The following is a 14,870-nucleotide window of genomic DNA, read 5'->3' on the forward strand; positions in this document are numbered from 1 at the left end:
GGGGGTGCCTTGGGCTAGGCGCTGTCGACATCCTCGAATATCGACCGAGTTGTCGTCTTTGCTGGTTTGGTTGGTGCCGGCGCCTCGACGGCGGAGGCGGTGACGATGTGACTCCAATCGGAATCGTCGTCCGACTCGCTATCGCGCTCCTCCTTTCGTTCCTCGAGGAGCTGTATCGAACGCTTGATCTCCCTTCGGGCCTCATTAATGAGCTCCCTACCCCTATCGTCGACATCGAGGTTCTCCAGTTTCGTAAGGGCATTGCCGATCTTCTCAAAGTGGCTCTCTGGGTCATCATCGAGATCGGCGCTGTCGGTGATTTCGGATATCTTATCCTCGAGTTCAGGTAGTCTCTGAATGCGAAGCGACATTCCAAGGCGGACGAGCCGCTCAGCGGGGATAAGCTCTAACATCGCTGAATTGTCGAAGAACGACAAGTCGAACTCATCCGCTGCGGCGCTCTCGAGCGATACGGCAGCGCGTTCGCGCAAATCGTCGTCCAGTAGCCTGGCGCGGTAGGCGCGGGCGTGCGTGACTAACTTTGGACTGTTGGCAATCACGGTCGTTTCCCAGGTCTTGCGTTTGAGAATGTCGGGATCGAGCCGGATCAGCTTTTCAAATACAGCATCGCTCGCTCTATAGGCGAGGAAAATGAACAGCGACCAGGTTCGTTCGGCTTCGTCGGGCGTTCGCGCCAGACGCTCGACCAGCGTGTCGTTTAGACTTGCCGGAATGGTCAATGCATTCGGAATGTCTTGCGATCCCTCACAGATGAAGTTGTCCAACACCGTATCTATGGTAGCCCCCCGAAGGAGAGCCGCCATCATGAAGGGCTTCTCGCTCAGGATTTCGGTCAGCGCGTCCGAAATAGTAGGATGGGCAAAAGTCCACATCGTGCCCGTGCCGCTGCCAGAGGCCTTGAGGAACGACCCCTTCAGATCGGCGAAGGCATCCTGAATCTGCGGCAGGCCGCATCCGGTCAACTCCGCCACCGCGGCAGCGGCTTCCGGATCGAACCCAATGATCCTGAATGCACCCTGATGCACATAGATGAGGATGAGCGCCGCCTGCAGGACGGGTTCGAGCGCGTTGACTGTGTCGATGAGTTGTTCGCGAGGTTCGCGCATGAAGCGCACAAGGGAAGCTTCTCTCGGTGCAAGGCTCTTGGTAAAATTTGGATCACCCAGCCGCTCGGCGATCCCGGGCAGGAATTCGTCGACGGCTGCGACCGCGCCGAGATGCGGCTTCACACTCGATTTCCAGCTCTGGCTTTGGCTGCCGTAATTGATGTGATTATAGAGGATTTGCGCCTTTTCTTCTGCGGTCAGCACACCGACGTCGACGACGGCCCGTCCATCCGCAAAGAGCGGTAGATTGCGCTGACCGAGGCGGCGCCGCGCCGCTTCGTAGATGTGTTTTCGTGAAGTCAGAAGGAAGCGATTGCCATGCCCGATTGCCGCGCGAAGCTTGGCGAAGGCAGATGTCCAATCCTGAACATAGTCCTCGCGCACTTGGTTCGAACCAAACGCATCGTCGATCCAGAAGAAACGGCCGGGATCGCTGGGATTCCAACCTGCCTCGAAATCCCGCGGGCTCGTCAGGGCGAGAACGGTATTATTAGGGTTCTCAGAGGCGATTGTGGAGATGATGGCACCGATCGCGGATTTCCCGCTTGAAGGGTTGCCAAGCAGGAGCACGATGCCGTGATTTCCGATCGCCCGCACCGCATCGCGGTGGGCGCGGGTCGGGACATAAGTTTTGAGCTTGGGTATCCAATTGTCGAGCAGTGCGCGGCTCTGCTGCGTTATGCGCTCGTCAATAATCGAAGTCAGATCGCCTAGCCCGTACACTTGTGGCACCAGCGCCCGCAGGCGAGCACTGCCCCTGATAGTACGAACGACATACTGGCGCCCAAGGATGTGGGCTTTGCGAACCCCGAGCTCGAGAAGGCGCGTGCGGATTTCCATCGCGACACCCGCGTCGACGCTCATGTTGGTCATGAAGACGTAGGTGTTTGCTTGGCCGTTAGCGACCAATTCTCGAACATGGTCGACTTCCGCATTGAGATCACTGGTCCTGAGCGCCTTTGCGGCATCCGACGTGTGTTTGCATTGAACCGTACCTATGGGCGCACCCGCAGGATCGTCGGATGGGATGAGAAAGACCGCATCCTGACCGCCGTCCTGGGCCTCCCGAAAAATCTCGACCGGTCGACGGAGCGTGACCTCGCAAATTTGCGAGCAAAGATCCTGAAATGCGCGCCAGCCAATCGTATGAAGTGCCAGATCGGACCAAGGGCCGACGGCGATTCTATTAGGAGCGGGATTCAGATTTTCCGCCTCGATATCGCCCGCACCATTCATCTGCTTCAATTTCTGCCCCCAAAGGATCTCGGCCAACGTGTGCCCACTTCCGAATATGGCACAGATGGCGAACGATGCGATATTGCTGATACGTGACTGTCACCAAGACCGAGCTCACGATGCTCCGCACCGTCTGGAGCGGCGCGCTGGCAAGGGATCAGGCGGCCACAACCACAGATTGCGCCTGAGGTGGTTCCGGAATTTCCTCGTTGCGGAAGAAACGCCACGTGGTGCGGACAAGATTCTTGAGCATATCGCTTTCGCGACCATGTTCTTTGGCGCGCAGAATTGTTTGATAAACAACTTCCGGGATTTTCTGCGTATCGTTGTTGGGATGCACACCAAATGGTTCGCAGGCAGCAGCAAGGCACTCCGCGTGTACCTCGGGCGTGAGATCGTCCTTGAGCTTGTGCTCCAACGTCTTTTCGAAATGTGCGTAGCAATCGCTGATGAGATCATGTGTCGGCGCGGCCTCGAATTGATCGTCCGGCTTGACGAGCCTACTCAACGCAAGATCGGTTGCCGGCGTTCGTTTGGCCTCGGCCAACTGCTGGTCACAATCCCATAGCATGAAGATCGGGATACCCAGTTCACGGAAGATTACATAAGGGCGATCGAGATTGGCTTTACCTTCGGCGGACAAGATGGCGATGCCTGCCGCCTCGAAACTCACGCCGAGCATCCGAGCCGTCGCGGTCAGCGCCGCTTTATCACTTCGACCCTCTACCAGAATGACGCCGTTGGCGAAAAAGCCTTCTGCCAGCTCAGCACCAAGAATGTGGAGCCTCGGCATCAATGTCTCTGCGGTGAAGGTGCCCGTGGGTTTGCCCCAGCCATGTTCGAGCTTCTGGGCAACGATACCGAGGTCGAGCGCTTGCAAGGTACATTGCTTTAACTCGCTGTCGGCACAAGGTGAGCGCCGCGTGAGCCTAATCTCATCGGCCTTCCCCATTGAAATGAATATCGGTGAGTGCGAGCCAAAGATAACTTGCGTGTGACCTTGGACGCCGGGAAGCGTGCCGCTGCTCAGTCCCCGCAGCACCTCCGCGAAATGCCGCTGCTTGGTCGGATGCTGATACAGCTCAGGTTCTTCGATCGCGAGGATTAGTGTCGGTGCCTGGACCGCGGCGGCAGCCGGCGCATCATCGCCGCCGCCCGCATCATCCTCTATGGGTGCGTCGTCGGGCTCCGGCACCGCCGTTCGCGCAAGATGCTGTAGCAACGTAAAGATGAAGGCGCGCTGGAGACCATGGCCTTGCCTGTCCACCGGACCACCGAAGCCATCGTCCTTCAGGAACACATCCGCCATCGGCAACGGGACCGGCATTTCGCCAATCTCACGCCAGTTCAACGAAACTTCGGCATCCTGGTACAGACCTCGCAAGTCGGCGGTGAGCGTCCCAGCGAGTGCGCCAAGTTCGGGCATATTCTCGGCGGAAACCAGAGCTTGATAGGCTTCGGTCATCTGTGCTTTGAACGCTAGGACGTCTGGTCGCTGGAGAATCTGACTGCGTACCAGTAGTTCGAGCAACTTGCCGATGACACTCGTCTTGCTGTCCGCCGCATCCGCCGACGCCTCGCGCACCGCAGGGATGAACACGAAACTCGTGTGCCGCTGGAGTTTGCCGCGGCTATTGTTCTGGAACCCAAAGAACTGGCCATCGTCGGGCAACAGCACTAACTGATCGGGATGGTTAGCTTCCCAATCCCGCAACGCTTGGTCGACTGCTGCTGCGCTGCCAGCATTGGGCAGGTCGGCGTACGACGGATTATTCTCCCGTAGGACATGGTAGGCGGCGCGCTTAGCGGTCGCAGTGGTATGCAGCCGGATCGCCGCGAAGTCTCCAATCTGTGGGACGAGGCCTTGGTAGCGTCCGCTTGAGGCACCCCCATCAAAAATACGGGTGACGACCAATTTGCCATCACGCACCCGGTCCTCGAACGCAGCGGCTTCTTGATCGCCGAGCTGATGGAAAGTTAGTTCGATTTCGATCGATTGTCCTTGGTCGCGTCCGAAGAAGTCATCAGCATCGCAGCTCTTCGAAGTCGAGTAGAACTTCTCGATAGCCTTCAGGATCGATGACTTGCCTGCGCCGTTACCGCCGATTAGTGCAGTATGGGCGCCAAAGGAAACTTCGACTTCGCGAAGCGATCTGAAATTCTTTATGCGCGCACGCTCAAGCTGCATGTGACCTCCCGTCGGGCATCATTATTCGATGTCAAATAGCGGAAATGCAAGTGCGATCCGCTCGCTCTTGTCATGTGAGGCCCAGCTACCTGAAACGCAGCGGTCGGCTAACAGCTACTGGAGGCGTTTCGCGCTGATTTGTTCGCCGGTGCCGCCGATAGGTGCTGATGACTCTCAGTGGACTCCTATGTGCATTTGCTATGAGCGAGGTATTTTGGTGCTATCTCCAGGGATGTGATGCGGGCGGCGCCGTTCGCGCAAGACCGGATATGAAATCACCCGAGAGACAGCGTCGGCTAAGGCAGGGGCGTCGCGGCGTGGACATGGAAGGCGACATATGCAGGCGACCCTCCAAGGAGTTGACAGGTTTCGGCCCCAAGCTGCCGCACATCACTCCTCCGGTATCGGCCCAAGCCTTGTGAAGACAACACGCGAAGCCTGGGCCTTGATTCAGGTTTGCGTGTTGCGAGGACCGGAATCAGTGCTGTCGGATCCGGCTAAGGTCGGATGCCTCCGATGGTGAAACCGCCATCAACGGTGATCTCTTGGCCCGTGACGAAACTGGCATCGTCTGAAAGCAGCCAGGCAACGGTGCCCGCGACGTCTTCTGATCGACCGTTACGGCGAAGTGGCGTGTGGCTGGCCAAACGCGCGGCAAAGACGGGATCGATGACATCGTCTGCCATGGGGGTCAGGATAATGCCCGGATTGATGGCATTGACACGGATGTTCCGAGGACCTTCCTCCACCGCAAGCGTACGCATCATCGCCTGCAAGGCTCCCTTGGTGCCGGCGTAGGCCCCGGCTCCAGGCATGACCCCACTCGCAGTCCTGGACGCGTTGATGAGGATGCTACCGTTGTCTAAGAATGGCAGGCATTGCTTGATGGTAAAAAGCGTGCCGCGCAGGTTGGTCCCGATCAGCGCGTCAAACTCGTCCGCTTCTGTCACCGCCAGGGGCTTAAATTCGCCCAGGACCCCGGCGTTTGCAAAAACGGCGTCCAGTTTCCCGAACTGCCCTACGGTCGTCTGCACCGCGGCTGCAACTGCATCGTTGTCTGCGATGTCGCAAGCAATTGCGATGGCAATGCCGCCTGCGGTCTCGACCTCCGACCGCAATTCATTGATCGGGTGCGGGCGACGTCCGATAAGAGCGACCTGAGCACCTTCCTCGACCAAGCGAAGTGCGGCGGCCCGCCCCATGCCCGTTCCTGCCCCGGTAATGAAAACCGTTTTGCCCGTAAATCTGTTCTGCGCCATGTCGTGCTCCTTTGGTTACAGCAACAGGGCGGTTGTAATTCGGTAGGTAAACAGTGATAATTGCCAAAATACATTATTCATCTGAAAGTGAAACTATCGAATGGGGCTTTTTCGGTCCATGCAGGTTTTTGTGACGACCGTTCAGGAGGGCTCAATGAGTGCCGCCTCCAGCAAGCTCGGCATGTCGCCCGCGATGGTAGGCCAGCATGTGGCGGCACTGGAAGAGCGGCTTGGCACACGGCTTCTGAACAGAACGACCCGTCGTCAGAGCTTGACGGATTTCGGCAGGACCTATGTCGATCAGTGCCGCGACATTCTCGAGCGTGTGGCCGTTGCGGATGAGGAGGCCGAGGCATCGCAGACGAACCCCCGTGGCCAACTCAGGATTACGGCACCGACTACCTTTGGGGCAGAAGCCCTGATGCCCGCCCTGGGACGGTATCGTGAAATTGCACCGGACGTGACCCTGGACGTCACGTTGACCGACCGCAATGTCGATATCGTTGAGGAAGGATTCGATATTGCATTCCGTATCGGCGAACTTCCGGATAGCCGCCTCATCGCCCGCCAGCTTGCTCCCTACAGGATGGTCGTTTGCGCTTCACCGCAATACCTTGCTAGCCGCGGAATGCCCCAGCATCCCAGCGAGCTTTCGAACCACGAAGCCGTCGGGTTCACCCCTGCGGCAAAGTCGCCATGGAAATTGTCGAAACACGATGAGGCTGTCGAAGTTACACCGCGCATGTCGATGAGCGTCAACAGCGGTCAGGCTGTTCGCATGGCAGCCCGCACCGGATTGGGCGTGATCATGCAACCCGCCATACTGCTGACAGCGGATATCGAGTCTGGCCTGCTGGTCAGGCTTTTTCCGGACTGGCATCTGCGCGAGCGGCCAATGTGGCTTGTCTATCATCGTGACAGGCGGATGACGCCGCGCCTGCGCAGCGTCATCTCTTTTGCAATCGCAGAATTCGCCCCGAAACCCGACGATGGGGGGTATGGGGGTGTCGAATGACCGCAAATAGCGCGAAGGCGACTTGAGGTCATACTGTAAATTACGAAAGCTTGGGCAATTCGCCTCACGCTACCGCAATCCGAATGGGCATGGTACGTTGTCCGCCTCGGGACGCGGGAGCGCTGACGAATGGCTGTGAATGCAAAGCGGCGACTGGCGGCCGTGGTGGTGGCCGATGTCGTGGGCTACAGCAAGCTTGTCGGCGAGAACGAAGCGTCCACCGTCGCGACCGTCAATGCTCGATGGGAAACCGTGCTCAAACCCATCGTCCATGAAAATGGCGGCCGAGTTGTTAAGTTTCTCGGCGACGGGGCGTTGATGGAGTTTTCGAGCGCTGTCGACGCTGTGCGGTCGGCGCTCGCCATCCAAAATGGAATGGCCGCGGCGAACGAGAGTGCCCCAGATGCGCCCGCCATCCAACTCCGCATCGGCATCAATCTCGGCGACGTGATTTCCGACGGCGACGACATCTTTGGCGATGATGTCAACATCGCCGCGCGCTTGGAAGGCGTGGCCAGGCCGGGCGAACTCTGCGTCTCACAGAGCGTTCACGACGCCGTGCGTGGCCGACTGGCGTTCGAAGCGGAGGAGATCGGCGACCTCGATCTCAAGAACATCGCAAAATCGATCCGAGCGTTTCGACTGCGTCCTGGAGACATGTCAGCATCAACGGCTGCGACGAGCGAGAGCAAGGAGAACCGATTGTCCATCGCGGTTCTTCCCTTCGACAATATGAGCGGCGTGCCGGAACATGATTTCATCGGCGAGGGGATGTCGGAGAACATTTTGACAGACCTCGCTCGTTTCAAGGACTTGACGGTCATCGCCCGGAACTCGAGCTTCGCCTACAAGGGCAGGGCGGCCCGCGTCCAGGACATCCGCCGCGAACTCGGGGCCAACTATGTCCTCGAAGGAAGCATACAGAAGGCGGGTGACAGGATACGTGTCAATGCGCAGCTGATCGACGGCGTGTCGGGAAAGCATGTCTGGGCGGAGCGTTACGACCGCAAGGCGGACGATCTGTTCGCCGTTATGGACGACATCACCGAACTGATCGTGGCGACACTGGCGACCACATATGGCGGACGCCTGCGCAAGGCCGCTGCAGAAAGCGCGGCGACAACCGGACCGACGTCATTCCCGGCTTTCGACAGTTTCGTCCAGGGCATGGTTGAACTCAACAAATGCACCGAGGAATCCGTCGAACGAGCTGGAGAGCATTTCTCTTTGGCGATCAAGGCCAACCCGCGATACGCCAAGGCGCACGCCAAATCCTGCTGGGTCCATATCTACAAGATCAACTTCGGCTGGACCGAGGACGCTGCGGCTTCGTTGCGCACGGCGCTCCAGTTCGCCGAAGCGGCGGTGGCGGCGGACGATTCCGAGGCGTGGGGATATTGGGCGATCGCCGGATGCGACATGCAGCAGGGCCGGCACGACCGGGCGATTTCCGGCATTACGCGCGCCGTCGAACTCAACCCAAACGACGCCGACGTATTGGCGGATATGGGTCTGTTCCTGTCCTATGTCGGCCGAGCCGATGAGGGTATCCCGTTCGCCCTCAAAGCAAACCGCATCAACCCGAACCATCCTGAATACTATGACGACCAACTGGGCCAGGTGTTCTTCACCGCAAGGCGCTACGAAGACGCTGTCCGGTCCTTTGAAGGTATCCGCAATCACATCACTGCAGCCACGATGGTTTATCTGGCGGCCAGTCATGCCGCGCTGGGCAACATGGAATCGGCAGGGGCGACCGTCAAGGAACTACTCGCGAAGGAGCCGGCATCGACGATAGCGATGTGGACGTCGCCGGATTTCATCCCGTACAAGAATCCGGAAGACGTCGAACACCTCGCGCGCCATCTAAGGGCAGCCGGCGTTCCGGGGTGATGGCGTCGATCTCAGGGACGCGAAACAGGTGATATAACGCGTATTCTTCACGCGATGGTTATCAACGGTTGGGCAGCATCGCCTCCTTCGCCACGCAACTTCGCAGTTTGGCTGAGATACGAATTGGAGACATGGAGTCTTGGCTCCTGCTGGCGCGAGCCGACATTTTAGATCCTGTCATTGTACGACGGCTTCGCGCCCCCAAGTCGGCCATTGAACCCGTTATGGCCGCCGGCCAGAAGCAGACATTTGAGCAGCTAGGCGAGTTGGGACCTTCGCGCCCAAAAAAGCGGACTCCATCACATCACGACAACCAATATTCCGGTGTAGGTCAGGTGATGGAGCAGTTGATCAGCTCCGTGGGCAGCCCAGTAGGCGCGGGTCGTCATCGCCGCCGGATGGAGATTCGCGTGGGCCGCCTTCAAGTGGTCGATCAGGTAGTGGATCAGAAATTCCGCCAGTGCCAGCACCGTCACAGTCATCGCATCCAGACCGGACAGCCAGAGCCCCGGAACGGTGCCCGCCGCGTGGATTGCCGCATGAGCATAGCCGCCCAGATGGCGGAGATCGCCCTTGCCGCGAAGGACCCAGCCCGGCTGCAGCAGATAGTCGGCGGCGAAGTGCTTGGCCTGTAACCAGGTGAGCAGGCCGATGAGTGAAAGTGCATTCTCCATGCTGCCCCTCCTCAAGCCGGGGTTAATTTTCTATCCAGGGTGAAGATTGGCACTGGTTGCGACTTGCCACGCACTGCCGTCTCTCCTAGCGAGCGCGCATCGATTCGCCCGCAAGTCCCGTCGAGCGTCTCGCCGCTCAGCACGATCTCTACGCCGTTCTCCTTGGCGACGCCGACGAGACGGCTTGCGAGGTTTACGGCATCACCGATCGCCGTGTAGCTCAGGCGCTCGGCCGAGCCGATGTTGCCCACCAGGGCGATGCCGCTGTTGATACCGATCCTGACACGCACCGCGTCATGCTGGGGAGCCAGTGGCGGCATGGCATGCATCGCGTCGCGAATGGCGGCAGCGGCGCGGCAGGCGCGCAGTGCGTGGTCCGGCTCGTCGTTCGGCGCATTCCAAATCGCCATCACGGCATCGCCAATGAACTTGTCGACCGTGCCGCCCTCGGCGTGGATCGCGGCGATGGACAGTGTGAGGAAGCGGGTGAGATGTGGCTCGACGCCGGCGCCGAGCTCCTCGGTCATCTCCGTGAAGCCCGGCAGGTCGGCGAAGAGGACCGTGATATCGGTGAGCTTGCCGCCGGGCTTGGGCTCGATGCCGCCATCGACCAATGGCCTCACGACGTCGAGCGGCATGAAACGCGCGAAGGCCGATAGCCCCGACGACATCCGTTTTAGCGCCACCGAGAAGTCGTTGAGTTCAACCAGCACGGTCGGCGTGTGGCGAACGGCATCGAGCTCAAAGCGTTCGACCGCATGCAGTTGTTGGGCAAGCCGGGCGAGCGGCCGCGCGAAAAGCAGCCGGGCAAAGATGATGGCTGTGACGGCGGCGAGCAGCGCAATGCCCGCGACGATGAAGAGCACGCGCTTGGTGTTCTCGTCGATGTCGCCGGCGAAGGTGGAACGCGGAATGGCCGTTAGCAGCCGCCAATTCTCGAAGGGCAACGCGCTGGATGAAATGAAGACCGGCCCGAGCGCCTCACTCTGCTGCAGCGTGCGGAAGACGCTTTGCGGATTGGCCCGGCGCGCGGATGCGACGGCGGCGGAAAGCACATCTGCCTTCGGGAAATCGGCGAGATGGGCGGCCATGACGCCGTCCGACGGTTCGGAGGTCGCGAGCACGACGTCGTCCTTGGCGAGCACATAGACCTTGCTCTCGGAGGGGATGTTGAGGTCCTGCAGCGTCAGCGACAATTGCCGCAGGCTCACCGCCACCATGACCACGCCTTCGAGCCGGCCGAAGGCCTCGACCCGCTTTGAGAGAACGATCGATGGCTCGAAACCACTCGGCAATATGTCCACGACGGTCCAGGCCGGATCCGTGCTGTCCTTGCCCCTGCGATACCAGGGCGAGCCCTCCGTCACATAGGCGCTCTCGGTCTTGACGCGCTCCTCGAAGAAAATGTCGCCGGGGATCGGCTTGTAGCGGTCGCGGCGAAGCGCGCGAGGCTCGCCGGGCGCGGCCTTGCCGATTTCGATCATCTCGATCCGGCCATCAGGCGCGGCATGCGAGCCGAAGAAGCGCCCGTCGGGAAACCCAAAGCCGATCCAGGCGATCGCCGGCTGCTCGCGGAGCAGTGAAAGGAAGAGGAACTCGCGCTTGACCTCGTCGTCGGGCTTGATGGCGCCCTGGAAGAAGACGGAGCGGATGATTTCCGCCGTGCTCGACACGAGTGCGAGTTGCGAGGCGAGTTCGTTGCGCACGGCTCCGGTGCTCTGCGCATCGAGCGCCGCCACGACATTATCGACATTGGCACTCGCGGTGCGTTGCCAGATCAGATGGACCAGTCCTGCCGTCGACAGGACGGCCAGCAGAAGCAGCGCGGTGACCGCACGACCCATCTTCACGCGGGGGAGGAAATCAGCGCTCATGGCGGTCGGTAATGAGGCGGGCGCTCCGCTCGTAGCGGAGATAAGCCAGGCCCCAATCCATGAAAACCACGAGGCGATTGCGGAAGCCTACCAGGAACCAGAGATGGGCGAGGTTCCAGACCAGCCAGGCCGAAAAGCCGGAGAGCCTGATCCGTCCGAAATCGGCGACCGCCGCCTTGCGGCCGATCGTGGCGAGATTACCGAAGTGCCGGTAGTGAAATGGCTCGACCGGATTGCCTGCCATCAGCGCCCGGATTGCGCGGCCCGCGTGCTCGCCCATCTGCTTGGCGGCCGGCGCGATGCCGGGAACCGGCGAACCGTCTTTGATCTTCGCGGCGGCGGTATCGCCGATGACGAAGATGTTATCATGACCGAGTATATTCAGCCGTTCGTCGACCACTGTGCGGCCTGCGCGGTCGGCTTCGGCGCCGAGCCATTTGGCCGCTTTCGATGCCATGACGCCCGCTGCCCAAAGCACACAGGCAGAACGGATCTGGCGGTCGTCGGCGAGCAGGACGCCGTCGGCATCGCAATGGGTGACGGCAGCCGTCGGCAACACCTCGACGCCAAGGCCCTCGAGCTGTCGCTGGGCCTTGGCCGAAAGACAGGCCGGCATGGTCGGCAGGATGCGATTTCCGGCCTCGACCAGCACCACCCGCGCCGAAGCGGCATCGATGTGGCGGAAGTCGCGGACTACGACCTTGCGGGCAAGTTCGGCAATCGCACCAGCCATTTCGACCCCGGTCGGACCGCCGCCAACAACAACGAAGGTCAGCAAAGCCTCGCGCCGCTTCTCATCCTCGGTGACCTCGGCGCGCTCGAAGGCAGAGAGGATACGGGCTCGGATCTCCGTGGCATCACCGATCGTCTTCAGCCCAGGCGCACTTTCGGCCCATTCCTCGTGGCCGAAATAGGCATGGCGGGCGCCGGTGGCGACAATCAAATAGTCGTAGGGAATGGCGCGCTCGGCGGTGTGAACGAGTTGCATTGCCTTGTCGATCTGCTCCGCCCTTTGCATCAGCACTGTCACATTCTTCTGGCGCGACAGGATGCGGCGAATCGGCATGGCGACCTGTGCCGGGGACAGACCGGCGGTGGCTACCTGGTAAAGCAGGGGCTGGAAGAGGTGATAGTTGCGACGATCGATAACGGTGATGTCGACATCGGCACCCTTCAGCCCCATAGCCGCGGCGAGACCACCGAAGCCGGCGCCGAGAATGACCACGCGCGGGCGGCCATCCCCGGGTATCGGGCGGATCATGTTCGGCGCACCGCCTGTCATCGCGCCTTCAGCTTCGATCCGCATGACTCAGCGCTCCCGCGAGAAAAAGCGGCCGGCGAGATGATCGAGCGAGATGACGCCCGCGCCGCGCGCGAAGATCAGGAGCAACGGCACCGCCCAGGTAAGGTGCTCTCCCCAATGGGTGGGATAGACGAAGATCTGGATCGTTGCCACGACGCCGAGCAGCATAAGCGCCGCAAGCCGCGAGAAGAGCCCGAAGAAGAGCAGGATCGCACCTGAAAGCTCGGCAGCCGTCGCCAGCACGGCCGCAACACCAGGATCGAGCACCGGCAGGCGGTATTCGAAGGCGAACAACTGCACGGTGACCGGCCAGGAGGCGAGCTTGCTCTGCGACGAGTGCCAGAACACATTCGCCACCGCGAGCCGTGCGACGAGCTGCACTGCCGAAAGCGGCACGGAAGAGGCAAGCTGGAGTGCCTGCAAATAGTGGCCGGCGAGACCGCCTCGCGCGGGCATGGATGTCGGGGTCATCATGGTCATCGATCCAATCCTTGTCAGTTGATGTTTGCAGACTGATGGCGGACACGTGTGACGAGTCCATCGGCAAAGAGGCCGCCAAGCGACGCGACGAGGTCGAAATCCGGATCGCGCGCGGCGGCTTTCGTGACCGCGTGTTCGAGTCCGCGACTGCTTTTCAACGCGTGCAGGAAGGCGTAATGGGCGCCGTTCAGGCGGAGGAAGCGGACGCTGTCCCGGTTCCGCCACAGCGCGATCCGCTGCGGTTGCCGCCCGATGTCGCCGAGCCGTTCAAGATCGCCGCTCGCCTGGTGCGCCGACCAGATGTCGAGCGCCGGCCAGCGGCAGAAGAGCATCCGCAGCGACGGCTGGAGGATGAGGTCAGGCATCGTGCCTTCGCCACCGCTCGAGAGTTCGGCCATGATGGCTTGTGTCAGCACCGGTGCATCGAGTGCCTCGGCAATCAGCCATTCCAATCGCGCTGTGTCGGCGATGAAGGGCATGGCCTTGAGGTCTTCGAGCCGGCCGAGGAAGTCTGCAAAGTCGCTGCCATAGCGCACGAGCCGGGGCTCGGATGGCGGGCTCACGCGGATGAAGCTTGCAGCGATATGGCGGAAATACCGCTCCCCGATCAGGCTAACTGTGACAGGGAAGACGGACACGAGCGCCGCACTCAGTGAAGCGAGTGTGTTGTTGCGGTAGATGTTGAAGCGGCGCATCGAGTCGAAGCCGGCCCGCTCGAATGCCCGGGCAAGTTCGCATTCGCCATTGCCGAGGATCGCCCGGGCGACAGCATTCTGTAGGTTCAGGTCAGACAGCATGACGCATCCTCCTTGTGACCGAATTGCTGGCGAAGACTGACGGCGTGATCGTGGTCATCGCCGATATGCCCGGCATGGCGCCGTGCGCGAGATTGTTGGTGGACGGCAGGTCGATGCGGGCGAAGCTGCGATCTTTCGGTCGAGCAGCCTGCGGCGCGGCGCGCTTTTCGAAGCCGATCGAGGCAGCCATCATGTCAGCCCACATCGCCTCGCCGAGCAGCACATCGAGTGCGGGAACTTCGGTGTCCCATTCGATCAGCGTCGGGCGCGGCCCGATCTTTCGCAGCACATACGCATAGAGCGACCAGACGGCTGGCGGCACGCGCGAACCGTGATCGTCGATCAGCACGATGTCGCCCTCAACCTCGTTGACCGCGTGGCCGGCGAGATGGATTTCGCCGACAGCCTCGGGAGGAAGATCGTCGATGAATTCCTTGGCGTCGAAATCGAGATTGCAGGCCGAGACATAGACGTTGTTGACATCGAGCAGTAGGCCGCAACCGGTGCGCTTGACGAGCTCGGCGAGGAACTGCGCCTCGGTCATGGTGGAATTGGCGAATGCAATATAGGCTGACAGGTTCTCGATGAAGACCCGGCGCTGCAGCGCGTTCTGCAGCTGGTCGACATTGGCGGCAACGATATCGAGCGCCTCTTCGTCATAGCGCAAAGGCAGAAGATCGTTGAGATAGGCGCCGTCGGCAACGCTCCAGGCCAGATGTTCCGAGACCAATCCTGGCTGGAACCGGATGCACACTCTCCGCAACCGTTCCAGATGGTCCCGATCCAGGCCCGAAGCGCTGCCCAGCGAGAGACCGACGCCGTGCACTGACAGCGGATAGGTCTCGCGCAACTTTTCCAAAGCATCGACGGCGGCGGAATCGCCCATGTAGTTTTCTGCATGGACTTCCAGCCATCCCGCCGAAGGCCGGCGGGAGATCATTTCGGAGATATGGGGGGAGCGCAGACCAATGCCTGCGACATCCGGAACTGGAAGACTGGGAAATATCTTGGACATCGGTCACTC

11 protein-coding genes are annotated in these 14,870 nt (G+C 60.6%); 2 read left to right on the forward strand and 9 right to left on the reverse strand.

Translation table 11 applies throughout. From position 1 onward, the window contains the following. Positions 1-14: 14 nt before the first annotated feature. The 3 genes from ACSQ26_RS00755 to ACSQ26_RS00765 all read right to left on the reverse strand — a co-directional run bounded on the left by ACSQ26_RS00755 (position 15) and on the right by ACSQ26_RS00765 (position 5,810). Positions 15-2,399, reverse strand: coding sequence for a restriction endonuclease (locus tag ACSQ26_RS00755; RefSeq protein ID WP_436005321.1), 2,385 nt, complete (start codon positions 2,397-2,399; stop codon positions 15-17). 121 nt (positions 2,400-2,520) lie between these two features. Then, positions 2,521-4,551 (reverse strand): ATP-dependent nuclease, encoded by a 2,031-nt coding sequence (locus ACSQ26_RS00760; RefSeq protein ID WP_436005323.1) that lies wholly within the window; start codon positions 4,549-4,551, stop codon positions 2,521-2,523. A gap of 497 nt (positions 4,552-5,048) precedes the next feature. Beyond that, positions 5,049-5,810 (reverse strand): SDR family NAD(P)-dependent oxidoreductase, encoded by a 762-nt coding sequence (locus ACSQ26_RS00765; RefSeq protein WP_436005325.1) that lies wholly within the window; start codon positions 5,808-5,810, stop codon positions 5,049-5,051. A gap of 118 nt (positions 5,811-5,928) precedes the next feature. Between ACSQ26_RS00765 and ACSQ26_RS00770 the strand changes: the two genes are divergently transcribed. Together ACSQ26_RS00770 and ACSQ26_RS00775 are read left to right on the forward strand one after the other, a co-directional pair. Further along, positions 5,929-6,825: a LysR family transcriptional regulator gene (locus ACSQ26_RS00770; RefSeq protein WP_436005327.1), complete on the forward strand. Its 897-nt coding sequence runs from the start codon at positions 5,929-5,931 to the stop codon at positions 6,823-6,825. A 129-nt stretch (positions 6,826-6,954) separates the two neighbouring features. After that, positions 6,955-8,718, forward strand: coding sequence for an adenylate/guanylate cyclase domain-containing protein (locus tag ACSQ26_RS00775; protein ID WP_436005329.1), 1,764 nt, complete (start codon positions 6,955-6,957; stop codon positions 8,716-8,718). Positions 8,719-9,017: 299 nt separating this feature from the next. Here ACSQ26_RS00775 and ACSQ26_RS00780 read toward each other — a convergent pair whose 3' ends face one another. From ACSQ26_RS00780 to bufB, 6 genes are read right to left on the reverse strand one after another with little or no spacing between them, the layout of a single operon-like run. Next, on the reverse strand, positions 9,018-9,392 hold the full coding sequence (locus tag ACSQ26_RS00780) for a DUF3307 domain-containing protein (RefSeq protein WP_436005331.1): 375 nt from the start codon (positions 9,390-9,392) through the stop codon (positions 9,018-9,020). Between the two features lie 11 nt (positions 9,393-9,403). Further along, the gene (locus ACSQ26_RS00785; protein WP_436005333.1) at positions 9,404-11,266 is read right to left on the reverse strand and encodes an adenylate/guanylate cyclase domain-containing protein; all 1,863 of its coding nucleotides are present in this window, start codon (positions 11,264-11,266) and stop codon (positions 9,404-9,406) included. Continuing rightward, positions 11,256-12,572 (reverse strand): NAD(P)/FAD-dependent oxidoreductase, encoded by a 1,317-nt coding sequence (locus tag ACSQ26_RS00790; RefSeq protein ID WP_436005335.1) that lies wholly within the window; start codon positions 12,570-12,572, stop codon positions 11,256-11,258. Before ACSQ26_RS00790 ends, ACSQ26_RS00785 begins: the two co-directional genes overlap by 11 nt. A gap of 3 nt (positions 12,573-12,575) precedes the next feature. Continuing rightward, positions 12,576-13,049 carry a DoxX family protein gene (locus tag ACSQ26_RS00795; protein ID WP_436005337.1) on the reverse strand — a complete coding sequence of 158 codons (474 nt, stop codon included), beginning with the start codon at positions 13,047-13,049 and terminating at the stop codon, positions 12,576-12,578. Between the two features lie 14 nt (positions 13,050-13,063). Next, positions 13,064-13,846 (reverse strand): HvfC/BufC family peptide modification chaperone, encoded by a 783-nt coding sequence (locus ACSQ26_RS00800; RefSeq protein ID WP_436005339.1) that lies wholly within the window; start codon positions 13,844-13,846, stop codon positions 13,064-13,066. Beyond that, positions 13,836-14,861 (reverse strand): MNIO family bufferin maturase, encoded by a 1,026-nt coding sequence (gene bufB / locus ACSQ26_RS00805; protein ID WP_436005341.1) that lies wholly within the window; start codon positions 14,859-14,861, stop codon positions 13,836-13,838. Before bufB ends, ACSQ26_RS00800 begins: the two co-directional genes overlap by 11 nt. Between the last annotated feature and the right edge of the window lie 9 nt (positions 14,862-14,870).

Origin of the sequence: Rhizobium sp. LjRoot254 (assembly GCF_964254105.1) — a bacterium.
In the GTDB taxonomy this organism is placed as follows: domain Bacteria; phylum Pseudomonadota; class Alphaproteobacteria; order Rhizobiales; family Rhizobiaceae; genus Rhizobium_E.

Excerpts from the sequence above, each read along its gene's own strand:
- ACSQ26_RS00760 (WP_436005323.1), bottom strand. The coding sequence starts at position 4,551 with ATGCAGCTTGAGCGTGCGCGCATAAAGAATTTCAGATCGCTTCGCGAA.
- ACSQ26_RS00765 (WP_436005325.1), bottom strand. The coding sequence starts at position 5,810 with ATGGCGCAGAACAGATTTACGGGCAAAACGGTTTTCATTACCGGGGCA.
- ACSQ26_RS00770 (WP_436005327.1), top strand. The coding sequence starts at position 5,929 with ATGCAGGTTTTTGTGACGACCGTTCAGGAGGGCTCAATGAGTGCCGCC.
- ACSQ26_RS00775 (WP_436005329.1), top strand. The coding sequence starts at position 6,955 with ATGGCTGTGAATGCAAAGCGGCGACTGGCGGCCGTGGTGGTGGCCGAT.
- ACSQ26_RS00780 (WP_436005331.1), bottom strand. The coding sequence starts at position 9,392 with ATGGAGAATGCACTTTCACTCATCGGCCTGCTCACCTGGTTACAGGCC.
- ACSQ26_RS00785 (WP_436005333.1), bottom strand. The coding sequence starts at position 11,266 with ATGAGCGCTGATTTCCTCCCCCGCGTGAAGATGGGTCGTGCGGTCACC.
- ACSQ26_RS00790 (WP_436005335.1), bottom strand. The coding sequence starts at position 12,572 with ATGCGGATCGAAGCTGAAGGCGCGATGACAGGCGGTGCGCCGAACATG.
- ACSQ26_RS00795 (WP_436005337.1), bottom strand. The coding sequence starts at position 13,049 with ATGACCATGATGACCCCGACATCCATGCCCGCGCGAGGCGGTCTCGCC.
- ACSQ26_RS00800 (WP_436005339.1), bottom strand. The coding sequence starts at position 13,846 with ATGCTGTCTGACCTGAACCTACAGAATGCTGTCGCCCGGGCGATCCTC.
- bufB (WP_436005341.1), bottom strand. The coding sequence starts at position 14,861 with ATGTCCAAGATATTTCCCAGTCTTCCAGTTCCGGATGTCGCAGGCATT.